Origin of the sequence: Actinomadura rugatobispora (genome assembly GCF_042656285.1) — a bacterium.
Lineage (GTDB): Bacteria > Actinomycetota > Actinomycetes > Streptosporangiales > Streptosporangiaceae > Spirillospora > Spirillospora rugatobispora.
This window is the reverse complement of record NZ_JBHSON010000061.1, coordinates 1-20871: the sequence shown is the minus strand read 5'-3', so window position 1 is coordinate 20871 and position 20871 is coordinate 1. Positions and strand designations below refer to the sequence as shown.

Here is a 20871-nt window from a genome sequence, read left to right as displayed (position 1 = left end):
AACAGACACAGCTGTCCATTAGATGCGGGGCAGTGATCCGCGGCTGAACGGGATCGCGCTCATCCCCGCCGGGAGGTCACCTGGTCGCGCCGTCGCTCGTACATGGCGCGGCGTCCGGCATCGGGCGTGGTGTCGACCGCGGCCTGATAGTAGCGGCCGGCGACCGCCGGGTCCGGGGCGCGGTCGCGGAGTCGAAGCATCCTGGTGGCGCCGAGCATCGCGTAGCAATCAGCGGTGATCAGGCGCAGCCAGGTCTTGCGGGTGTCCCTCTCCCAGACGGCCGCCGCGTCGCGGAATCCGGTCTCGATCCGGTCGATCGAGCCCCGGCCCCGGATCAGCAGAACGCACAGGCGCGTCCGCGCGAGCGCGAACTCCACCCGGGGGCGCAGATCGTGCGGGTCGTCCGCCAGACGGGCCGCCAGCGCCTGGTAGTCGCGCTCCAGCCGCTCGAGGGCGCGCAACCGGGAGTTCTCACGGGTGCACATGCCCTCGGTGAACGAACCGCCCGCACGGAGGTAGTCGATCTCTGCCAGCCCGAGTCTGGCGCGGACGGACTCCGGATCGGCGGCCAGGGCCTTGCGGTAGGCGCGTACAGCACTGTCCTGCCGTCCGGCGCGCGCCTCGGCGTTTCCGGTCAGCAGCCACCCGAAAGAGCGTTCGGCGGGCTCGGTGAGTTTCGGCAGCAGCGTCCGCATGCTGCGCAGGCTCCGGTCCAATCCCTTCGCTCCGCCCATTCCGTACTCCCCCACCGCGACGATGAGCGCCGTGTAGAGGCGGGCCTTGCGCAGCAGGAAATCCTGCGCCTGCGCGTGCGCGGCGGGATTGGCGGAGATGTCACCGAATTCCCCCGCCGACAACCGCTGGAGCCCTCCGAGCTGGTAGGCCTCGTCCAGCTTTCCGCGGTCAAGGTAGATCTCGACGCGCAGCCGGTCGACGGTGCCGGGGATGAGCGTGCCCGAGATCGCGATGTGCCCGTCCCGGGACTCCAGGTCCTTGCGCAGCCGCTCGGCGCGACCGGCCTCGGTGCGGTACACGCCGACGTCGTCACGGGCGGCCCGCCCGACCTCGACGCGCCCCGCCTTGGCGATCTCGGCCTGGACGGCCGTGAAGAGCGCGTCGCCGAACCTGCGGGCGGCCCGCTCGTCCCGCCCGGTCTTCGCCGGGGCGTCCAGCGCCACCTGGGGGACCACGATGTTCACCGACCCGGCCAGCGGCGGAGGGTCGACCAGGTGATAGCGCTCCAGGAATTCGGGCCAGTCGACGGTCACCCCGAGCATCCCGGCGAGCAGTCCGAATACCGCGATCAACACGGTGACGAATCGTCCGGTGAGAAAACGGCGGCCGCGGCCCGGTTGCGCGGACGACCCGGCCTCCTCGGCCTCCTCGGGCGGCTCGGGCGGCTCGCCGGGCTCGTCCGATGCCGCCATGGCCCGCCTCCAAGATTTTTATGGCCGTTAGCTGCCAATCACGAAGCCGTCCCCCGGCGCGGGAAGGACCTTGCCTAACGTTGTACCTGATTCCGCGCGAGGAAAGGCGATATGGATGCGCTCTGCGGTGAAGACCACCGTGATTCTCACGATCTCGGCGGTGCTCATGGCCGCATGCGGACAGGATGATCCGGGACAAGGCCGGCGGCGGGCGAGCCATCCGGTCGCGACACCGTCCGCGTCGAAGGGGACACCGCGGGGCGACGTGATAGTGAGCAATCCGCAGAAGCGCCCGAGCGGCCTGGTCGAACAGCTGAAACTTCCGGTGGCGGGAGGCGGCGACCCGTGCCCCGCCAGTGGCGAGTTCATTCTTTGGGCAGATTACGAGGACGAATTCGGCGTCCCGGGACGGCGCGAAGCCGGCGCGCCGCTCTCCGTCCAGCCTCCTGACAGGGAGGGAATCTGCCTGGGCGGTGTGGGGCCGGGACGGTCGGCGGTCGTCACCGTGACCGACCCCTCCGGGAAGAACATCCAGAAAACGGATGTCGCGTACGGGCCGGACGGCACCGCGCAAAAGGCATTCCTGTACTTCTCGCCGGATAACGGCCCGGGGACTTACACGATCACGGCGCGGCTGGACGGAAAGACCACCACGCGCGCGGTCGCCCTGAAAACCCCGGCCGCGCCCAAGATGCTGCTCCTCACCCAGCACCCGGAGAACACGCAGATCCAGCGCGCGGAGATCGACCGACTCACGTTCGCCTTCGCCGGTCTGCCCGCGCAGAGATCCACGCCCTTCTACCTGTACCGCGGGACGGACTCCACCACGCTGCGTTTCCACTCCGTCCACCAGGTGAGGGGCGATGCCCATGGCCGCGGCGCCCTGGATCTGTTCGTGAACGCGCAAACGCCGCTGGGGGCCTACTGGATGTCGCTCGACCCGAACCGCGATAGCGTGACCGCCGCGTTGTGGTACCTGGCCTGAACTCGACGCTCACCGGCTGGTGGCGAGGGGGCTCGCGGTGGGGGTGCGGCGCGTCCAGAAGGGGAACGCGGCGTACTCGGTGGGCTGCGACAGGTAGTAGTGGCGCAGTTCCAGATGCCTGGCCGCCAGGGCGTGCACCTGCTGGGCGTACCGATGGGCAGGGCCGGGGTCGCCGCCGATCAGGCCGAGGGCCGCGGCGGACGCCGGTGCGGCCAGGTGCAGGGCGTTGTCGAGGCCCGAGGAGGACAGCGGGTCCACGGCGAGGGCTGCGTCGCCCGCGGCGACCAGGTTCGGCGCCCAGGGCGGGTTCGCGTACCCGACCACGGCGACGCGGTAGTCGCAGACGGCCGGGAGGCGGTCGGCGAGCCGGTCCCGGGTGTGGGGCGGCGGCTGCAGCGGCGCCCCGGGACGGCCGGTCGCCGCGGGCATGTCCTCGACTCGCATGACGGTCAGGTGGTCGCCGCCGGGCGTGGGCGCGGTGTACCACCAGCCGTCGGGGTCGGCCTCCACCAGCGACCAGGGCTGCGGGGCGGCGCCGGCGGGGCGGGCCTGCCACAGGACGCAGCGCAGCCGGTCGACGAGGGTCCAGGGCAGGTGGGCACGGGTGAGGGCACGGCCGGCCCCCGTGGCGTCGACCAGGACACGGGTCGTCCAGCGGCGGCCCGTACCGTCCCACACCTGCCAGGCGCCGTCGGAGGTGCGGACGGCTCGGGCGTGGCCGTCCAGGACGCGGGCTCCGGCGTGCCGCGCGGCGGCGCGCAGCAGGTGGTCCAGCCGCGGCCGGTCGACCGCCAGCGGCGGCCCGTGCGGGTTGAAGATGGCGGGCCGGCAGTCCACATCGGGGCCGCCCCACGCGCTGCGCGCCTCATGCACGGGCACGGCGGCGCCGGTCAGGGCGTCCAGCACGCCGAGCGACCGGAGAACGGGCCGGGCGGCGGCCGACAGCTGCTGCCCCACCGGTCGCCAGCGCTCCCGGTGGTCGTGCACCAGCGCGACGGCGGCGCCGGCGGAAGCCAGGTGCCAGGCCACCGCCGCCCCCGCCGCGCCGCCGCCGACCACCGTCGCGTCGGCGGCTCTCACCTGAGCTCGTCCATCCGCAGGAGACGCTCGCGGACGAACGGGTGCCCCATCGGGGACAGCCCGGTCGCCTGGACCCGCAGGTACTGGGTCTGCGGCGCCACCGCGACCTGCCCCGTCGCGCGTTCCAGCTGGGGCGCCCCCGCGGCCTGCAGGGTGACCTCGGGGTACTCCTCCTGCGTGGACATCGGCCACAGGCTGGCCACCCCCTGGCTGATCGGCGTGCCGGAGAAGTCGACGCTGGTGTTGAGCGAGCCGTCCGCCGCGGTGGTCGTCAGGCTCGGGAACATGATCAGCGAGTCGACCGTGGCCGCCAGCTGGTAGGTCACCGGGCCGTCCTGCCGCTGCGAGGCCACGTGCACCTGCCAGTGGCCCTCCCGGACGTACCGGCCCGGCGGGACGGTGAGCGGCAGGCCGATGCGCAGCACCGTCCGCTGCCCGTCCGGCCGCGAGGTGACCACGCCGGCGTCGCCGGACTTCAGGCGCGGGCCGAACGGGCACTCCACGCTGATCGCCAGCGAGTCCAGGTCGGTGCTGCGGACCTCGACGGTCAGGGTGCTGTCGGCCTCGGTCAGCCACAGCGGCCAGCGCTGGGTCTCCCCGGCCGTCGCCGTGGCCTGCCCGAAGGAGATCAGGTTGGAGTCGGCGGCGTCGGCGGCCAGTTCCCCGGGGTGCGACCACAGCGACTGCGGGCCCGCCACCACCGGCTGGACGGAGAAGGGGTGCTCGACGAGCTCGTGCGGGGACGGCATCGCCAGGGTCCGGGCGACCTCGACGTAGTTGCCGGTGCTGTCGCGGACCACGACCCCGAGCTGGTTCCACCGCTTGACCATGTCCTCGGGCCCCTGCAGGCCCCGCGTCCAGGTCGCGCGCGTGGTCTGGCCCTTGGGGAAGACGCTGTTGGGACGAGGGACCGGCCACCAGCCCTGGCCGCAGGCGTTGAAGTCGGCCTGCCAGGGGATCGCCATCTGCGCCGTGACGTCCCCGGCCATGACGGTGTCGGCGAACCGCAGCCGCTCGTAGGGCTTCTTCCAGTTCTTCGGCACGCCCTGGGTGTTCTTGTCGATGAGGAACTGGCCGCCCTCGATGCCGGGGAAGAAGGCCGCGCCCACGCACGCGTCCAGGGCCGCCCGGTCCAGCCCGGCCGGGGTGATGGTGTTGCCGGGGTCCGGCGGGTGCCCGTTCCAGTCGCTGTCGTAGTTCCCCTCCCGCCACCGCTGCATGACCTGGTACTGCAGAGGTGTGAGGCTGGGGTAGGACGGTTGAAGGCCCGCCAGCAACGGCATGTTGCCGCCGCTCTGGCCGGTGGCCGACCACTTGCGCAGCCGGTCGAAGATGCCCTTCCGGATGTCGGGGTCCTTGACCTCGTCCTGCCACGCGTGGTCGGAGACGGGCAGCGGGTACACGCCCTTGATCGTCCGCGCCCGCTGCAGGATCGGGTAGATGTCCTTGTTGTAGGACGGGCGGGCGGGCGCGGTGCCCGTGCCGAGCGTGTACTGGAGCTGGTCCCAGAGGGTGGTGGGGCTGTCCATCTCCGGGGCGAACTTCGCGGGTGCGGCGATCACCCACGCCCGTTCCGCCGCCAGCTGCCGGGAGCCCCCGTCGATGGTGAGGGTGACCGTGGCCTCGACCGGGCCGTCGGAGGTGTCGTCGTACCAGCAGTCGTTGTTGAAGGCGCCCAGTCCCTGGCCCGCGACCTTGGGGTGGCACTGCGAGAGCCCCCTGCCGCCGAGCACCATCAGGCAGCCCTTGTCGTCGGTGCGGATCTCCCCGAGATAGATGCCGGGGAACTCGTGCGGCTGCCCGTCCACCGTGAACCGCACCCTGCCGTCGTCGAGCGCGGCCCGCTGGTTCGTCCCGGTGACGGTGCGGGGCGTGGGGGCGATGATCAGATCCTGCGGGGACTGGCCCTCGTTCCTGCGCCCCGAGTCCATGAAGTTCGGGGCGGCGGCCTTCCTGTTGACGAGGGTGACCTTCCAGTTGATCTTCACATCGGGCCGTCCGGTCAGGTCGACCCACTCGCCCTGCTCGGTGTAGCCGTAGCAGCGGAACCGCGCGGCCTGGCGCTTGACGCGCCTGCTCGCGTCCTTGAACTTCTCCTCCAGCGTCGCCCCGGGCGGGTTGGGGGGCTTGCCGGGGATCTCCGGGCCGACGAAGAAGTCCGTGTCGCTGTTGCCCAGCCGGGCGATGCCGATCGCCGGATGGATCCGGACCGTCGTGATGTCGGCCAGGATGTTGGTGCTGACGCTGCTCATGCGCTGCCTCTCGGTCGCTCCGGCTGGGCGGGCCGGCGGCGCCGCGCCCGCGCGGGTGTCATGGCCCCGTCGTGGCGGGAGGCTTGAACTCGGGTCCGTAGATCTTGGGATTGTGCTGCTCAAGCTGGTAGGCGATGAGATCCTCCGCCTTTCCCGTGAGCTCGAACATGTGCCCGACCGACTCGTCCAGCGCACCGGAATCGCCGGGCGGCCGCCACGCCTTTTCCAGCGTTTCCAGGACGTTCTTGTACTTCGCGTTCCAGTCGTCGAGTTTCTGGCGCAGCCCCGGCGGGACGTCCGGCCAGCCGCCCGGCCCCATCTTCTCCAGCGGATGAACCGCCGGACGGGGCACGGGGTCACCGTCGAATTTCCATTCCCGCGCGCTCTCGTCGTAGCGCAGGCTCCGGCCGCACCAGATCTCTTTGTAGCGGTAGTAGTGGGCGAGTACGGCCGGGCTCACGGTGGCGGGCGCGTCGGCCAGGTCCTGCACGGGGGTGCCCGGCTTCCCCTCCCCCTGGTGGATGATGATGTCGATGGCGCGGTCGACATCGCCCATGTCGCCGATCTGGAACATCTCGTCCGAGCCGATCCAGTAGGTCATCTGCACCCCGCCGAACGGCACCTGGCCCGCACAGGCGTGGAAGCAGTCCTTGATCGCCTGGTAGAACAGCCCGATCGTCGCGAACTGCTCGGCCTCCCCGCCGGGGGCGAAGGCGACCGGATGCTCCGGCATCTCGATCTCCATGAACACCCGCCGCACGACGTCCTGCTCGTCGTTGACCCCCGCCGCCAGCCCGTCCAGGTAGACGGTGAGCTCGCCGCGGATCCCGCCCGGCAGATGCGCGGGGTAGGACTGGGCCGCCGACATGACCTGGGGCCGCCCGCCGGCGGCGGCCAGCAGATTGCACGCCAGCCCCATGTGCAGCATTTCCTGGAGCACGATCCGCCGGATGTACCGGGCGACCTCCGACGCGGAGTCCTTGATGGACCACAGGCCGTACAGATAAGGCGGGATCGTCGCCAATTCCACCGCGACCGCCGTCTGCAGGGAATTGCGGAGCCAGGTGATGTCCCGCCCTTCCACGGGCACCGCAAGGGATTCCCCGATGTCCTGCGAAATGGTCGACACACCCATGTTACCGCCCCGCCTTTCCCGGCACGCGTTCCCCCATCGACCACTATCCGCTCCACCGGAGAACAATCCCGCCGGAGGGATAAAGAGAGTTAACCGACTGCCAAGAAAGCGCCCAGAGCAACGGGCCCGCCCTGCTCGGCGGGCCCGGTCAGCCGGCCGGGCGGGGCCCCGGGTCGTTCTTGAGCGGGCCGACCAGGAGCCCGACCGAGGTGGAGCCGCGCATCCACGCGCCGTGGACGAGCGTGGGCGTACCGATGGCGGGGTCGCCCCCGTCCGGCGCGGGGCGGGAGCCGCTCCGGCCGTCAGGCGATCGTGAACGTCTCGGCGACGACGTCGGCGGCGTCCTCGGGAGAGTCGCAGCGGCTCAGCGCGTAGCCGAGCAGGGGCCTGTAGGTGGCGGCGTAGACCGCGGTGAACTCGTCCTCACCCATCCGGGGTCCTCGGCATGTCGGCTCCATGGAACCGGTCCAAAGCATGACCGGCCCGGCCCGCTACCGTACTTTCGGCCGGTTACGCCGCCGGTCCCGCTTCCTAGCGTCAACGGCATGAATACGGTGGAACGGCCCGCGCGACCGGGCGGGACGCTGGTCGGCATCGGGCTCGGCATGGTGTTCGCCCTGGGCATCGCCTTCACGGCGTACATGCTCATCGGCAGCTGGGGCGGGGCCTACTGGATCTACACGACCGCCGTCGCGGTGGTGATGTGCGCGCTCGCGCTGCTGCGCGAGCGGCGGCGGCTGTGGACGGCGGCGGCGGGCGTGGCCGTGGCGGCGGTCGCCGTCGTGGTGTCCCTGGTGGCGGACCTGCCACAGGAGCCGTCGCCCCCTGCGGCCCTGGCCCTGGCCGTGCTCGTCGGCTCCTCGACCAGGACGCTCCCGGCGCTGCCGGCCGTCGCCGTCGCCGCGGGCGGTGCCGGGGTGATCGCGCTGGCCTGGGCGTCCGGGCCCACCAGCGTGACGGTCTTGGCCACCGTGCCGGTGCTCGGCGGCCTCGTCGCGGGGCCGCTGCTGCGGGCGTTCGCGCCCGGCCGGTCCGACGGTGAGTAGGGGTGGGGCGTGACGTGCCGGGCTCCGTCCCGCCGGCCGGCGGGCGGCGGGTCGGTACCCTGGCCGGCGTGACCGTTCCGGAGCGCTGGGTCAGGGCCGCCTCCGTGGCCGGGCTCGGCATCGTGTTCCTCGCGGCGATCGCCGTCCAGGCCGTCGCCATCACCCAGAGCTGGGGCGCCGGGTACTGGGTGCCGGGCAGCGTCTCCGCCGGGGCGGTGTGCCTGCTCGCGCTGCGGGCGCGGCGCCGTCCGCTCGGGGCGGCGGTCGCGGGGCTCGGCGTCGCGGCACTGGCGATCGCGGTCATCCGCCTGGTCGCCCCGGACTTTCCCGCCGAGCCCAGCCCGGCCATGGCCCTGGGGCTGGCGGTGCTGGTCGGCTCCGCGCTCCGCGACCTGCGGCCGGTGCCGGCGGGTGCCGTCGCGGGCGCCGGGCTGGCGGTGGTCGCCGCCGGTCAGCTCGCCCCCCGGCCGGGGGGCTCCGGCCTCGCGGCGGTGACGGCGCTGGGCGGCCTGCTCTGGCTGGCCGCCGTCGGCGCCGGGCTGGCGCTGCGGCTGCTGGACGCCCGGGCGCGCGCCGCCGCCGAGCAGGTGCGGCGGGCCGAGCGGCTGGAACTCGCCAGGGAACTGCACGACGTCGTCGCCCACCACATCACGGGCATGGTCCTCCAGGCGCAGGGCGCCCAGGTGGTGGCACGGCGGAACCCCGCGGAGGTCGGCGAGTTCCTCGGCGAGATCGAGGCCGCCGGCACCGACGCGCTGGCCGCGATGCGGCGGGTCGTCGGGCTTTTGCGCGACGGGGACGACGCCGCCCCGGCCTCCCCCGGGCCGGAGCGGCTCGGCGCGCTGGTGGAGCGTTTCCGCAAGCAGGGCCCGGAGGTGCGGCTGAGCATGCGGGACGGGTACGCGGAGTGGCCGCCGGAGGTGACCAGCACCGTGTACCGGGTCGTCCGGGAGGCGCTGACGAACGTGCTGCGGCACGCGCCCGGGGCCCGGTCGGTCTCGGTCGTCGTCGAGCAGGGCCCGGAGGGCGTCACCGTCGAGGTCGCCGACGACGCCCCGGCGGCCGCCGCCCGGCCCCACCACCGCGGCGGATACGGTTTGCTCGGCATGCGCGAACGCGTCGAGACGCTCGGCGGCTCGCTGCGCGCCGGCCCGCGGCCCGGTGCCGGCTGGTCGGTGCGGGCGACCCTGCCCGTCCCCACCAGGGAGCCCCGATGACCATCTCGGTCCTGCTCGCCGACGACCAGGCGATGATCCGCCGGGGGCTGCGGCTGATCCTGGAGGACCAGCCCGACATCAGCGTCGTCGGGGAGGCGCCGGACGGGGCCGAGGCGGTCGCGATGGCCCGGCGGCTGCGCCCCGACGTGTGCCTGGTGGACATCAGGATGCCCCGGCTCGACGGCATCGAGGTGACCCGCGCGCTGGCCGGTCCGGGGGTGCGCGACCCGATGCGGGTCATCGTGGTCACCACGTTCGACCTCGACGAGTACGTGTACGGGGCGCTGCGCGGCGGTGCGGTGGGGTTCGTCCTCAAGGACGCCGGGCCCGCGCTGCTCGTCGAGGCGGTCCGCGCCGCCCACGGCGGCGGGGCGATGGTCTCGCCGTCGGTCACCGTGCGGCTGCTGCGGCACCTGGCGGCCGCCGGGGCGCCGTCCCGCGCCGCGCCGCCGGCGCCGCTGTCGGACCGCGAGCTCGAGGTCGTCCGGGCCCTCGCGCGCGGCCGCACCAACCAGGAGATCGCCTCGGAGCTGTTCATCTCGCTCAGCACGGTCAAGAGCCACCTGTCGGGCATCCAGACCAAGCTGGGGGTGCGCAACCGGGTGGGGATCGCCGCGTGGGCGTGGGAGAACGGGTTCGTCGACGGCAGGTAGCGGCGGCCGAACCGGCCGAAAGTACGGTCGCCGGAGGCCCGAACCGTGCTTTGGGCCGGTGCCCGGAGGGGGCGCCGGTTTCGAGGATGGGGGCATGTCACATGGTGATTCAGCCCCGGTTCTGCAAGCCGAGGGATTGACGAAGAAGTACGGCCGCCGGACGGCGCTGAGCGAGGTCGACCTGACCGTTCCGGCCGGTCGCGTGGTCGGCCTGGTCGGCCCGAACGGGGCCGGGAAGTCGACGCTGCTGCACCTGGCCTGCGGGCTGCTGGAGCCGACGTCGGGCTCGCTGCGCGTCCTGGGGTCCCGGCCGGCGGAGAGCGCCGCGCACCTGGCCAGGGTCGGGTTCGTGGCGCAGGACACCCCGGTGTACCCGTCGTTCAGCGTGGCCGACCACCTGCGCCTGGGCGCGCGCCTGAACCCGTCCTGGGACGGGGAGCTGGCGGAGCGGCGGGTCGCGCGGGCCGGGCTGGGTCCGGACCAGAAGGCGGGACGGCTGTCGGGCGGCCAGCGCGCGCAGCTGGCGCTGACGATCGCCGCCGCCAAGCGCCCCGAACTGCTGATCTTCGACGAGCCGGCGGCCGCGCTCGACCCGCTGGCCCGCCGGGGGTTCCTGGAGAACCTGGTGGAGTTCGTCGCCGAGCTCGGCGCCAGCGCCGTGCTGTCGTCGCACCTGCTCGGCGACATCGAACGGGTCTGCGACCACCTCATCGTGCTGTGCGGGGCACGGGTGCAGGTCGCCGGGAGAGTGCGGGACCTGCTGGACGGTCACCGCCGGCTGGTCGCGCCCCGGGGCGGCCTCGACCGGCCGCTCCCCGGTGTCGAGGTGATCCGGGTGGAGCACGACGGCGCCCACAGCCGGGCCCTGGTGCGCATCGACGCCCTGCCGCCGTCGATCCCGTACCCGGCCGAACCCGTCACGCTCGAGGAGCTGGTGCTCGGCTACATGGCCCGGGCGAGCGCCGCGCCCAGCGGCCCCGCCGCCCCCGCCGGGACCGCCTGGGAGGGTGCGCGATGATCTGGTTGAACTGGCGGCAGTTCCGCCTCCAGGCGCTCGTCGGCGCCGCCGGGCTCGCCCTGATCGCCGCCTACCTGCTGTACCTGGGCGCGGACATCCGGGACGCCCACGACGCCTACCGCGCCCGGTGCGCCGGCCCCGGCGACTGCGCGCAGGCCAGGAGCCAGTTCCAGAGCGCCTACCAGAACCCCCTGCTATTCCTGGCCGCCGGGCTCGGGCTGATCCCCGTCGTCATCGGCGCGTTCTGGGGGGCGCCGCTGGTCGCCCGGGAGCTGGAGCTCGGCACCCACCGGCTGGTCTGGAACCAGAGCGTGACCCGCCGCCGCTGGCTGGCCGGCCGCGTGGCGTTCGCCGGCCTGGCCGCGATGATCCTGACGGGCGCGGCCGGCCTGCTGCTCACCTGGGCGGCCTCCCCGTACGACCAGGTCGCCGCGGACCGGTTCGGCACGGTGGAGTTCGGCGCCCGCAACATCGTCCCGATCGGCTACGCCTTCCTCGCCTTCGCGCTGGGCACCGTCACCGGCCTGCTCGTGCGCCGGACGCTCCCGGCGATGGCGATCACGGGCGTCGTCTTCCTCATGCTCCAGTTCTCGGTGCCGAACCTGGTGCGGCCGCACCTGATGCCGCCCGAGAGGACGAGCCTGCCGATGACCGCGCAGAACATCGACCAGGCCAGGAACCTGGGCAGCATCACCGGCGCGCCCGTCATCGGCGGCCTGCGGGTGCCCGGCGCCCCCGACGCGTGGATCAGCGAGACCAGCCCGCTGCGCACCGCGGACGGGCGGACGATGGCCGGGAGCGCCTTCGACGCCTGCCTCGGCTCCCCGCCGAAGACCGGTGCCGGCGGCACGTTCGGCGACACCGCGGTGTGCCTGTCCAAGCTCGGACTGCACGTCGACATCGAGTACCACCCCAGCGGCCGCTACTGGACGTTCCAGCTGGCCGAGACCGGGCTCTACCTGGCGGCCGGAGGGATCCTCATCGTCGTCGCCCTCCGGCGCGTCAGGCGCGTCTGACCCGGCCGCAGGCGAACACCACCGGGGGCGGCGAAGAACTCGCCGCCCCCGGTGGTGACCTCGCAGGCGAACATGAGTCTCTAGGCCGGCTCCTCACCGGCGGCCGAGGTCAGCGGGAAGTGGCACGCGGCGTACTGGCCCTTGCGGATCTCGCGGACCTCGGGCTCCTCCTCGGCGCAGCGGTCCTGGGCCAGCGGGCAGCGGGTCCGGAACCGGCAGCCCGAGGGCGGCGACAGCGGTGAGGGCATGTCGCCTTCGAGCGAGGGCCCGGCGAAGCCCTTGTCCGGGTCGGTCAGCGGGACCGAGTCGAGCAGCGCGCGGGTGTAGGGGTGGGCGGGGGCGTCGTAGACCTCGACGGCGTCGCCGAACTCGCAGACCTTGCCCAGGTACATGACCATGACGTTGTCGCTGATGGTGCGGACGACGCCGAGGTCGTGCGCGATGAACACGACGGTCAGGTCGTACTCGGCCTTGAGGTCGGAGATCAGGTTGAGGATCTGCGCCTGGACGGAGACGTCCAGCGCCGACACCGGCTCGTCGCACAGTAGCAGCCGGGGATTGACCGCCAGGGCGCGGGCGATCGCGACCCGCTGGGCCTGGCCCCCGGACAGCTGCCTGGGCAGCATGCCGGTGAAGCGGTCGTCGCCGAGGCCGACCTTGGCCAGCACGTCCGCCGACGTCTTGGCCCGCTCGGCGGCGGGCGCTCCGGTGACCGCGAGGCCCTCGACGACGATGTCCTTGACCGAGCGGCGCGGATTGAGCGACGCCACCGGGTCCTGGAAGATCATCTGCATGTGCCGCCGGAGCGTGCGCATCCGGCTCTCGCCGGCCTGCTCGATCTGCTCGCCGTCGAAGCGGATCCGCCCCGAGGTCGCCCGGTCCAGGCGCAGCATGGCCCGCCCGGTGGTGGACTTGCCGCATCCGGACTCGCCGACGATCCCGAGAGTCTCCCCCGGCAGGACGTCGAAGCTGACCTTGGAGACCGCCTGGACGGTCCCCGCCTTGCCCGGGTACTCCACGACCAGATCCTGCACGGACAGCAGTGCGTCGTCGCCGCGCAGGTGCGCGGTCCCGCTACCGGCCATTGAGATCGGCTCCTTCCGGCCCCGCGGCCGCGTGCTCGGGCACCGGGCGGACACAGGCCACGTGGTGGTCGGTCGCCACCGGCGCCATGTTCGGGCCGGGGGTGCGGCACTCGTCCTCGGCGTGCGCGCAGCGCGCCGTGAACCGGCACCCCTCCGGCAGGTTCGTCGGATCCGGCAGCGCGCCCGGGATCAACCGGAGCGGCGCGCTCCGCTCGTGCTCGAGCGTCGGCGTCGCCCCCAGCAGGGCGTGGGTGTAGCGGTGCCGGGGGGTCTCGAAGACGCGGCGGGTGGAGCCGGCCTCGGCCAGCCGGCCGGCGTACATCACCGCGACCCGGTCGGTCTGCCCGGCGACGACGGCGAGGTCGTGGCTGATCAGCATCAGCGACATCCCGCGGTCGCGCTGGACGCGGCGCAGCAGGTCCAGGATCTGGCGCTGGATCGTCACGTCCAGCGCGGTCGTGGGCTCGTCGGCGATCAGCAGGTCGGGTTCGCAGGCCAGCGCGATCGCGATCATCACGCGCTGGCGCATGCCGCCCGACAGCTCGTGCGGGTAGTTGCCCAGCCGCCGTTCGGGATCGGGGACGCCGACCTCGCCCAGGAGCTCGACGGCCCGGCCGCGCGCCTCGGACCGGCCGACCCCGAGCAGCTTGCGCATCCCCTCGGTCAGCTGGCGCTCCACCCGCACGACCGGGTTGAGGGAGCGGCTGGGGTCCTGGAAGACCATGGCCACCTGCTTGCCCCAGATCTGCGCCCGCTGCTTGCGGGGCATCGAGAGCAGGTCCTTGCCCTGGAAGAGCACCTCTCCGGAGCATTTGGCGCGGGCCGGGAGCCGGCCCATGATCGCCTTGGCCATCATCGACTTCCCGGATCCGGACTCGCCGACCACTCCCAGCGCCTGGGCGCGGTCGACGTGCAGGGACACGTCCTGCACCGCCCGCACGACGCCCCGCGCCGTGCCGATGTAGGTGTGCAGGTTCCGGACCTGAAGCATGGGTTCGCCACTCATGGTCTGAGCCTCCTCCGGTGGCGCCGTCACCGCTGGATCCACAGTTCCTCCGGCATCAGCGATCCGAAGCCGTACTGCCTGGTCCCGTGGACGTTCGTGGCCGTCTCGACCGCGGGCGCGGCACGGGTGTAGTAGATGACCGGGATGAGGGCGACCAGCCGCTCCTGCACCACCTTGTAGGCCGCCTTGCGCTCTTCCGGCGACGTCGACTTGCGGCCCTGGTCCAGCGCCGCGTTCAGCTGCGGGTCGTTGATGCCCGACAGGTTGGCGGAGGACCGGCCGTGCAGGACCGACCACAGCTGCGGCTCGGGGTCCACGATCAGGGCCGAGGAGATGAGCATCTCGAAGTCGCGCTTGGCGTAGATCGAGGCCGTCTCGGCGGACACGATGCTCCGGATCTTGACCTTGACGTTCTTGTACGCGCTGAGCTGCGCCTGGATGCTCTCCGCCACGGCCTTGGACTCGGGGCTGACCTGGGAGGTGAAGGTGAACGAGACGGGCTTGCCCTCGGCGGCCAGCTGGTCGAACAGCCGCTGCGCGGCCCGCTTGTCGCTCCTGGTCAGCACGATGTCCTCGTAGAACGGCGAGGTCTTGCTGAACAGCCGGGTGGGGACCTCGCCCTTGCCGTTGTACTGGGAGAGGTTCATCGAGTCGAGGTCCAGTGCCGCGGCGACGGCCTGGCGGGCGCGCAGGTCGTTGAACGGCGGCTTGCGCGTGTTCATGGTGAGGCTCTGGCCGCCGCTCAGCGGCACGACCTGGGTCGGGAAGCCCGCCTTGCGCGCCTTGTCGATGGTCTTCCAGCTGGTGTCCACGGCCACGTCCACGCCGCCGCTGATCAGGCTGCTCAGCCGCTGCATGCTGTCGGGCGTCGCGCGGAGCTCGATGCGGTCGAGGTAGGGCTTGGGCGAGTCCCAGTACTTGGGATTCTTCACCAGCTCGATCTTGTCCTGGCGGCTCCACGACTTCAGGGTGAACGGGCCCGCGCCGATCGGCCTGGCGTTGAACTCCCGCTGCCCCTTCGCCAGCGCCTTCGGCGAGGCGATCCAGTTCATCGCCCCGGCGAGCACGGCCTGGCCGTAGCCGGGAACCGGCATCCTCAGCCCGATCTTCAACGTCCTGGCGTCCACCACCTCGGTCGAGGTGATCATCGCCGCCTCGCGGATGGAGGAGGAGCCGGTCGCCGGGTTCCGGATGCGGTCCCAGTTGTACTTCACGGCCTGCGCGTCCAGCGGGTCGCCGTCGGTGAAGGTCAGGCCGTCGCGCAGCTTCAGCTCGAAGGTCGCGCCGCCGTCCTTGGTGGTGAAGCTCTCGGCCATCTTGTAGCCGATCTCACCGGTCTCGACGTCGTTGACCATCAACTCGCCGTACAGGGCGTTGCCCAGGACGGCGTTGAACGCCCACACGTTCGACATGGCCGCGGGATCCAGGCTGCGCGGCTCGTTCATCATGACGACGCGGGCGGTGCCGCCCGGCACCGGGTCGCCTGCGGGCCCGGCCGGCTTGGCCACGGTCGGACCGCTGCACGCGGCCGTGACCAGCGCCATGGCGCACGCCGCCACGGCCGCCGGGAAACGCCTCGTTCTGAACACCATCGGCCTCATCAGCGGCGCCCCGCGCTATCGGTGGCCTGGAGAAGCCTGTTTCGCATCATCGTTTGACCTCTTGTCAGCGGTCCGGGGGTGGGACGGGGTGGTCGGTCGCGCGCGGACCGCGGTCAGTCGTGGAGGGTGCGGTCGAACCGCCGCCGGAGGTGGTCGCCGGCCAGGTTCAGCGAGAACACGGTCAGGAAGATGACCAGTGCGGGCATCAGCACCATGTGCGGCGAGTCCTCGAGGGCGTCCTTGCCGTCGTTGATCATCCCGCCCCAGCTCGGGGTGGGCGGCGGGATCCCCAGCCCGAGGAAGCTCAGCGATCCCTCCGCCACGATCAGCGCGGCCATCACGATCGGCAGGTAGGCCCCGAGCGAGGGCAGCACGTTGGGCAGGATCTCCTTCACCAGGATCCGGCGGTGCCCCGCCCCCATGTTCCGCGCCGCCATGACGAACTCGCGCGCCGTCCAGGCCAGGGTGTTGGCCCGCGCCAGCCGCAGGAAGGTCGGGATCACCAGCAGCGTCAGCCCCACCAGCAGGGTCCGCACGCTGGGGGTGAGGATGGACGACAGCGCCATCAGCAGGATCAGCGGCGGGAAGGCCAGCATCGCATCGGTCAGCAGCCGCAGCACCGCGTCCAGCCGCTTGCCGAAGTAGCCGGCGGCCATGCCCAGCAGGCCCCCGACCACGAACCCGACCAGGCCCGCGACCGCGCCGACCAGGAGCGAGACCCGCGCGCCGTGGATCGCCCGCGACAGGATCGAGCGGCCCAGGTAGTCGGTGCCCATCAGCAGGTCCAGCGACCCCCAGCCCGGGCCCTGGTGGGGCCTGCCCACCGCCGTCGCGTACGGCGCCAGCGGCAGCAGGTTCGCGAACAGCGCCATGCCGATCATCGCGATCAGCCAGCCGAAGGCCAGGTACACCAGCACCGACCTGGACTTGCGCACCTTCGGGACGACCGGGGCCGTCACCGCCATGAGGCGGCCCGCGGGGGCCTGAGTCTGCGTCACGCCGTGGCCGCCTTCCTGACTCGGGGGTCGATCAACCGGTAGCTCAGGTCGACGACCGTGTTGACCAGCACGTAGATCACCGCGATGAACACCACTACTCCCTGCACCGTGATCAGGTCACGCGACTGGATCGAGGACGTCAGCAGCTGCCCCAGGCCCGGCAGCAGGAACAGCGACTCCACGATCACCGTTCCGCCCACCAGCCGGCCCAGGTTGATGCCCGCCAGCGTGATCAGCGACATCGACGACGGCCGCAGCGCGTGCCGGAACATCACATACGCCGGGCTCATCCCCTTGGCCCGCGCCGCCCCGACGAAGTCCTCCCGCAGCGTCCCGATGAGGTCCTCGCGCAGCACGCGGTGGAACGCGGCGATCTCGATCAGCGCGATGGCGATCGCCGGCAGCAGCGCGCTCTGCAGGTTCCCCCCCAGGCCCTCCCCCAGATCGGACCAGCCGATCACCGGGAACAGGCCCAGTTGCAGGGCGAACAGATAGATCAGTACCGGGCCGGCGATGAACGCCGGGACCGACAGCAGCACCGAGGACACCACGTTGACCGACCGGTCGACCGGACCGCCCGGCCGCACCGCGGAGGCCACGGCCAGCAGCACCGAGACCACCAGCGCGATGAGCAGCGCCATGACCGCCAGTTGCAGCGTCACCGGCAACCGGTCCACGATCGCCTCGGTCACCGGCTGGCCGGTAATCGGAGAGGTTCCCAGATCCCCCGTGACGGCATTGCCGAGCCAGTCCAGATACTGCTCCCAGAACGGCTTGTCCAGGCCCAGCCTCGCGTTCAACGCGGCGATCGCCTGCGGCGTCGCGTTCTCGCCGAGGATGACCGACGCGGCCGAACCGGGCGCCAGGCCCATCAGTGCCATCACAGCGAAGGTGACCAGCAGCACCACGAGGAGGCTGCGGCCGACCCGACCCGCGACGGTGAGCATCATGCAGCTCGCTTTCCCTGAAGCACTTTGTCAAGCGGACGGCGGCCGACGCAGTGCCATACGGGCGCGGCGCCGGTGGTCCGCGACGGAAGAGCCCGAAGCTCCGCCGCCCGGCGCCGACCACACGAGAACCATATTCACGAGTTTCGATAAAAACAAGTAGCGATTTGGAGAATGGTCCTCTACCATGGCGCTCCGGTGTCCGGGAGTCGGTGCCATGCCGGGGGCGTCCGCAGGTGGATGAACAGGGACGCGAGGCGGCCGGCCGTTCGGCAAGAGAACAAAAGTGCCGTTTTCGTTCCGGGCCGCCGAGTTCGGCGCGGCCGCGGGCGCTCGGCACTCCGACCGGCCGCCGGCGGCGCGCATCGGAGTTACCGACCGGTCAGCCTCCCCCGCGCGGCCGAGGGGACCCGAACACCCCTGAGCAGCGCCGGACCTGGCGCAACGGCCACTGTTTCCCTGCGGCGAGGCGTGCTCCCTCCGGACCACCCCGGCGGCCGACCAGAATCCGGAATGGCGGCTCCACGCGAACACCCGTCCCGGCAAAGAGCCTCCGCGGGCACGCGGAGATCGGCGATGCGCCATCGGGCCAGGCACGCCATATCAATCTGATGTCTCCAATGGACATCGACGCATAACGCGGGAAACAATGTTCTCGCACACCGTTAATAGCACATCGCCAACAAAACACCGATTCCGAAGTGATGATCTCCCAATACCCGAACTCCGACGGCCTTCCGTGGCCGGCGGTTTCGATTTTCGGGACGCGGCGCGCGGACCTGGCTCGCCCGGGGAGGTTGGCGAACGGCTTTCTGACGGAAGGTTGCCGATTCCGGTCCGGGCCGGTGACGCTCGCACCGGCGCGGCCGCGAGGTCCCCGCGACCCGGCCGCGCCGCACCCGCTCGCCGCGGCGCGCCGGGCCTTCGATCCGCGGGCCGCGGCTTCGAGCGCCACCCCGCTTGACCAGGGCAACTCCACATCGTCCACCGCCGATCACCCCGGCGACCGCGGCCACCCGATCACGGCGGGCGGGCCGTCCCGCCCGCGGAGCCGGTCCGCCGCCGGCGAGCTGATCGACGAGCCCCGCGGGGCCGCATAATCCCGAGTAGGAACCCAGGTCAAGCCCTGTATGGCACGTTGTGAAGTGGCGCAGGCCACAGAACTCGCGGCGAACCGGCCCGGGATCGGCGCCATTAGGTTTCCGGGGTCGGGGAGGCCGGTTTGGCGGGCTCGGGTGGCGGCTTCGGTTCTGGCGGCGGCACCCAGTTTGGTGAGGATCCCGCAACGTGGGCGACCACGGTGTTGGCCGTCATGAACAGTTCCACGGCTATCTGTGAGTTCGATCGCCCACGGACGGGCACGCGTAGTACATCGGGTTCGCGGCCCGGCGGCATGCGGGTCCCGGCGTCCACGGCCTCCGCCGCCGAGGGCGCGGCCGTGGGCGCGGTGCCGTCGCCCGGGCTGATCGCGTCCGGCCGGAAGGGGCGGAGGATAGGCTCCGAGCGTGTCCCCCCTTTTGTGGTGCCTTCTGGGCTTTGGCACCGGCGCGGGCCTGGGCGTGGTCGCGGGCCGAGCCGGACACCGTTTGCGCCGGCCCCGGCGCTCGCTGCGGTCGTACCGCAAGCAGCTGGCGGGGCCCCGGCCGGGTCTGGCCTTCTACGTCGTCCCCGTCAGGCTGGGGGACCCTGGGGAGATCGTGGCGGAGCTGACCGGTCGCCGGCGGCCGCGGCTGTGCCTCATCGGACGGCTGTGCGGGCCGCTGACCCACGGTGAGGACGGCGTCCCCGAGAGCGGGCTGGAGCGCGGCGCCCTGTGGGTGGCGCCGGGCCTGCTGGTCTTCGATCCGCTCCGGCCGGATGCGGAGATGAGCGTGCTCGAGGCGCCGTACGGGGTGGACGTGCGCGAGCCGATGTTGACCGAGGCCGGTGTCCCGACCGTGACCCTCGACCTCGGTGACGGCGTCCTGGTCTTCGAACCGGCGCCCGACAACGACGCCTCCCACGCGTGGAGCCGCATCCAGAGCGTGCTGGAGGAGAACGGCTGAGGGCCGGCGCCGCCGCGGTCTTCGGCGGCAGGCGGGCGGTCGACCGGCTGTCGTTCCAGGTGCGGCCGGGAGTACCACCGGCTGCCGGAGCCGCTGCGCACCGTCGGGGCGCTCCTGGACGCCCGCGCGGCGCACGGCGGCCGCACGGCGTTCCATCATCTGCTCTGGCCGGCCCACGGCAACGGCATCCCCGGGCGCCGGGTGGGCGAGGTGCTCGACCTGGTCGGGCTGGGCGAGGCCGCCGGGCACCGGGTGGGCGGGTTCTCGCCGGGGATGGCGCAGCGGCTGGGCATCGCGACCGCGCTCGGGCGCCCGGCGGCCGTGGGGAGCCTGGCGGCGTGGCCGTCGCTGTGGCTGCTGTACGCGTGCACCGCCGTCGTCCTGGCGCTGACCGCGGCGGTCCTGCATCGCCGGGACGCCTAGCCGCGTTCGGCTCGGGGCCCGCGTCGCCGGCTTGGCTATATTTCCAACTTGACAAGTAGGAAAACCCGGCTAAATTACATGCATCATGTAACCGCCCCCTGCGAGGTGCCGTGCTCCCCGACCGATCCCGCCTTCCCGAGATGGCTCCCGTCGTCGCCGGGGACGCCCTGGCAGAGCAGGCGTACCTGCGCCTGCGCGAGGCGATCCTGCAGCGGAGGCTGCCGCCCGGCGCACGGCTGTCGGTGCCCGCGGTGGCCCGGCGGCTCGGGGTCAGCCGCAGCCCGGCCCGGGAGGCGATCGCCCGTATCGCGGGCGAGGGGCTTGCCACCTTCGTCCCGCGCAAGGGCGCCGTCGTCGCCCTGATCACGGCGGCGGACCTGCTGGAGATCTACGAGCTCCGGGAGGTGCTGGAGGGGCTGGCCGCCCGGCTGGCCGCCGAGCGGGTCACCGAGGACGGGCTGGCCGACCTGGGGGCGCTGCACACCCGGCACCGCGCCGCCATCGAGGACGGCGACGTCGCCCTGCACATGGAACTCGACCAGGCGTTCCACCGGTCGCTCCGGGTGGCCGCCGGCAACGGCCGGCTGCTGGAGCCGCTGGACCGGCTGCAGGCGCAGGTCCGGATCGCGATGGACACCACGCGCCGCTCACCGGGCGGGATGCCGCGGGCGCTCGCCGAGCACGAGGAGATCCTCGCCGCCGTGCGGGCGCGGGACGCCGCGCGGGCGGAGGCGGTGGCCCGCGCCCATATCGCCCGGCTCCGCGCGAGCATCGCGACCTCCTACCGTCCCGGCGTGCCTCCGGACGACGGCGGCCGGGTCCCCTCATCGACCGACGACGTTGCGAGGAAACGATGACATCCACTCCGACGGCGGCCCGCGCGCCGGCGCCCGAGCGGCCGCGGCGCGGTCGCCCCGGTCGCCCCGGTCGCCCCGAT

At 72.5% G+C, this 20871-nt stretch carries 21 protein-coding genes; 10 read left to right on the top strand and 11 right to left on the bottom strand.

Annotation, left to right across the window (positions count from 1 at the left end; translation table 11 throughout):
• Window positions 1-59: 59 nt before the first annotated feature.
• A complete protein-coding gene (locus tag ACFPZN_RS35545; protein ID WP_378286816.1) occupies window positions 60-1427 on the bottom strand; it encodes a tetratricopeptide repeat protein in 1368 nt (455 codons plus the stop codon).
• Between the two features lie 127 nt (window positions 1428-1554).
• Here ACFPZN_RS35545 and ACFPZN_RS35540 point away from each other — a divergent pair, with 127 nt between their 5' ends.
• On the top strand, window positions 1555-2412 hold the full coding sequence (locus ACFPZN_RS35540) for a hypothetical protein (protein WP_378286814.1): 858 nt from the start codon (window positions 1555-1557) through the stop codon (window positions 2410-2412).
• Between the two features lie 9 nt (window positions 2413-2421).
• Here the strand turns inward: ACFPZN_RS35540 and ACFPZN_RS35535 are convergent, their stop codons facing one another.
• From ACFPZN_RS35535 to ACFPZN_RS35520, 4 genes are all read right to left on the bottom strand, one after another.
• Window positions 2422-3492, bottom strand: coding sequence for an NAD(P)/FAD-dependent oxidoreductase (locus tag ACFPZN_RS35535; protein WP_378286813.1), 1071 nt, complete (start codon window positions 3490-3492; stop codon window positions 2422-2424).
• The gene (locus ACFPZN_RS35530) at window positions 3489-5744 is read right to left on the bottom strand and encodes a LodA/GoxA family CTQ-dependent oxidase (RefSeq protein WP_378286812.1); all 2256 of its coding nucleotides are present in this window, start codon (window positions 5742-5744) and stop codon (window positions 3489-3491) included. Before ACFPZN_RS35530 ends, ACFPZN_RS35535 begins: the two co-directional genes overlap by 4 nt.
• 58 nt (window positions 5745-5802) lie before the next feature.
• Window positions 5803-6873 carry a ferritin-like domain-containing protein gene (locus tag ACFPZN_RS35525; RefSeq protein WP_378286811.1) on the bottom strand — a complete coding sequence of 357 codons (1071 nt, stop codon included), beginning with the start codon at window positions 6871-6873 and terminating at the stop codon, window positions 5803-5805.
• A 308-nt stretch (window positions 6874-7181) separates the two neighbouring features.
• On the bottom strand, window positions 7182-7310 hold the full coding sequence (locus ACFPZN_RS35520; protein WP_378286810.1) for an RNA polymerase sigma factor: 129 nt from the start codon (window positions 7308-7310) through the stop codon (window positions 7182-7184).
• 114 nt (window positions 7311-7424) lie between these two features.
• On the opposite strand from ACFPZN_RS35520, the gene ACFPZN_RS35515 reads away from it, so the two are divergent.
• From ACFPZN_RS35515 to ACFPZN_RS35495, 5 genes are all read left to right on the top strand, one after another.
• Window positions 7425-7925 (top strand): hypothetical protein, encoded by a 501-nt coding sequence (locus ACFPZN_RS35515; protein WP_378286809.1) that lies wholly within the window; start codon window positions 7425-7427, stop codon window positions 7923-7925.
• Window positions 7926-7993: 68 nt separating this feature from the next.
• A complete protein-coding gene (locus tag ACFPZN_RS35510) occupies window positions 7994-9142 on the top strand; it encodes a sensor histidine kinase (RefSeq protein ID WP_378286808.1) in 1149 nt (382 codons plus the stop codon).
• Window positions 9139-9795, top strand: a complete 657-nt coding sequence (locus ACFPZN_RS35505; RefSeq protein ID WP_378286806.1) for a response regulator transcription factor — start codon at window positions 9139-9141, stop codon at window positions 9793-9795. Before ACFPZN_RS35510 ends, ACFPZN_RS35505 begins: the two co-directional genes overlap by 4 nt.
• A 136-nt stretch (window positions 9796-9931) precedes the next feature.
• Window positions 9932-10813: an ABC transporter ATP-binding protein gene (locus ACFPZN_RS35500; RefSeq protein WP_378286804.1), complete on the top strand. Its 882-nt coding sequence runs from the start codon at window positions 9932-9934 to the stop codon at window positions 10811-10813.
• Window positions 10810-11829, top strand: coding sequence for an ABC transporter permease subunit (locus ACFPZN_RS35495; RefSeq protein ID WP_378286803.1), 1020 nt, complete (start codon window positions 10810-10812; stop codon window positions 11827-11829). Before ACFPZN_RS35500 ends, ACFPZN_RS35495 begins: the two co-directional genes overlap by 4 nt.
• 80 nt (window positions 11830-11909) lie before the next feature.
• On the opposite strand, the gene ACFPZN_RS35490 is transcribed toward ACFPZN_RS35495, so the two are convergent.
• The 5 genes from ACFPZN_RS35490 to ACFPZN_RS35470 all read right to left on the bottom strand — a co-directional run bounded on the left by ACFPZN_RS35490 (window position 11910) and on the right by ACFPZN_RS35470 (window position 17469).
• Window positions 11910-12914: an ABC transporter ATP-binding protein gene (locus ACFPZN_RS35490; protein WP_378286802.1), complete on the bottom strand. Its 1005-nt coding sequence runs from the start codon at window positions 12912-12914 to the stop codon at window positions 11910-11912.
• Window positions 12904-13920 (bottom strand): ABC transporter ATP-binding protein, encoded by a 1017-nt coding sequence (locus tag ACFPZN_RS35485; protein ID WP_378286801.1) that lies wholly within the window; start codon window positions 13918-13920, stop codon window positions 12904-12906. Before ACFPZN_RS35485 ends, ACFPZN_RS35490 begins: the two co-directional genes overlap by 11 nt.
• Window positions 13921-13946: 26 nt before the next feature.
• Window positions 13947-15512 (bottom strand): ABC transporter substrate-binding protein, encoded by a 1566-nt coding sequence (locus tag ACFPZN_RS35480; RefSeq protein ID WP_378286800.1) that lies wholly within the window; start codon window positions 15510-15512, stop codon window positions 13947-13949.
• Window positions 15513-15634: 122 nt separating this feature from the next.
• Complete coding sequence (locus ACFPZN_RS35475; RefSeq protein ID WP_378286799.1) at window positions 15635-16519, bottom strand: ABC transporter permease; 885 nt, start codon at window positions 16517-16519, stop codon at window positions 15635-15637.
• Complete coding sequence (locus ACFPZN_RS35470; RefSeq protein WP_378286798.1) at window positions 16516-17469, bottom strand: ABC transporter permease; 954 nt, start codon at window positions 17467-17469, stop codon at window positions 16516-16518. Before ACFPZN_RS35470 ends, ACFPZN_RS35475 begins: the two co-directional genes overlap by 4 nt.
• A gap of 842 nt (window positions 17470-18311) precedes the next feature.
• On the opposite strand from ACFPZN_RS35470, the gene ACFPZN_RS35465 reads away from it, so the two are divergent.
• A complete protein-coding gene (locus ACFPZN_RS35465) occupies window positions 18312-18566 on the top strand; it encodes a hypothetical protein (RefSeq protein ID WP_378286797.1) in 255 nt (84 codons plus the stop codon).
• Window positions 18567-18660: 94 nt separating this feature from the next.
• On the opposite strand, the gene ACFPZN_RS35460 is transcribed toward ACFPZN_RS35465, so the two are convergent.
• Window positions 18661-18861, bottom strand: coding sequence for a LuxR C-terminal-related transcriptional regulator (locus ACFPZN_RS35460; RefSeq protein ID WP_378286873.1), 201 nt, complete (start codon window positions 18859-18861; stop codon window positions 18661-18663).
• 110 nt (window positions 18862-18971) lie between these two features.
• On the opposite strand from ACFPZN_RS35460, the gene ACFPZN_RS35455 reads away from it, so the two are divergent.
• The 3 genes from ACFPZN_RS35455 to ACFPZN_RS35445 all read left to right on the top strand — a co-directional run bounded on the left by ACFPZN_RS35455 (window position 18972) and on the right by ACFPZN_RS35445 (window position 20791).
• The gene (locus ACFPZN_RS35455) at window positions 18972-19511 is read left to right on the top strand and encodes a hypothetical protein (protein ID WP_378286796.1); all 540 of its coding nucleotides are present in this window, start codon (window positions 18972-18974) and stop codon (window positions 19509-19511) included.
• A 210-nt stretch (window positions 19512-19721) separates the two neighbouring features.
• The gene (locus tag ACFPZN_RS35450; protein ID WP_378286794.1) at window positions 19722-19934 is read left to right on the top strand and encodes a hypothetical protein; all 213 of its coding nucleotides are present in this window, start codon (window positions 19722-19724) and stop codon (window positions 19932-19934) included.
• A 140-nt stretch (window positions 19935-20074) separates the two neighbouring features.
• Window positions 20075-20791, top strand: coding sequence for a GntR family transcriptional regulator (locus ACFPZN_RS35445; protein ID WP_378286793.1), 717 nt, complete (start codon window positions 20075-20077; stop codon window positions 20789-20791).
• Window positions 20792-20871: the final 80 nt, after the last annotated feature.

What these genes read in the sequence shown, in the direction of transcription:
- ACFPZN_RS35480 (WP_378286800.1), bottom strand. Translation starts at nt 15,512, where the DNA reads ATGGTGTTCAGAACGAGGCGTTTCCCGGCGGCCGTGGCGGCGTGCGCC.
- ACFPZN_RS35470 (WP_378286798.1), bottom strand. Translation starts at nt 17,469, where the DNA reads ATGATGCTCACCGTCGCGGGTCGGGTCGGCCGCAGCCTCCTCGTGGTG.
- ACFPZN_RS35490 (WP_378286802.1), bottom strand. Translation starts at nt 12,914, where the DNA reads ATGGCCGGTAGCGGGACCGCGCACCTGCGCGGCGACGACGCACTGCTG.
- ACFPZN_RS35530 (WP_378286812.1), bottom strand. Translation starts at nt 5,744, where the DNA reads ATGAGCAGCGTCAGCACCAACATCCTGGCCGACATCACGACGGTCCGG.
- ACFPZN_RS35460 (WP_378286873.1), bottom strand. Translation starts at nt 18,861, where the DNA reads ATGCCGCCGGGCCGCGAACCCGATGTACTACGCGTGCCCGTCCGTGGG.
- ACFPZN_RS35520 (WP_378286810.1), bottom strand. Translation starts at nt 7,310, where the DNA reads ATGGGTGAGGACGAGTTCACCGCGGTCTACGCCGCCACCTACAGGCCC.
- ACFPZN_RS35515 (WP_378286809.1), top strand. Translation starts at nt 7,425, where the DNA reads ATGAATACGGTGGAACGGCCCGCGCGACCGGGCGGGACGCTGGTCGGC.
- ACFPZN_RS35485 (WP_378286801.1), bottom strand. Translation starts at nt 13,920, where the DNA reads ATGAGTGGCGAACCCATGCTTCAGGTCCGGAACCTGCACACCTACATC.
- ACFPZN_RS35505 (WP_378286806.1), top strand. Translation starts at nt 9,139, where the DNA reads ATGACCATCTCGGTCCTGCTCGCCGACGACCAGGCGATGATCCGCCGG.
- ACFPZN_RS35495 (WP_378286803.1), top strand. Translation starts at nt 10,810, where the DNA reads ATGATCTGGTTGAACTGGCGGCAGTTCCGCCTCCAGGCGCTCGTCGGC.
- ACFPZN_RS35545 (WP_378286816.1), bottom strand. Translation starts at nt 1,427, where the DNA reads ATGGCGGCATCGGACGAGCCCGGCGAGCCGCCCGAGCCGCCCGAGGAG.
- ACFPZN_RS35445 (WP_378286793.1), top strand. Translation starts at nt 20,075, where the DNA reads ATGGCTCCCGTCGTCGCCGGGGACGCCCTGGCAGAGCAGGCGTACCTG.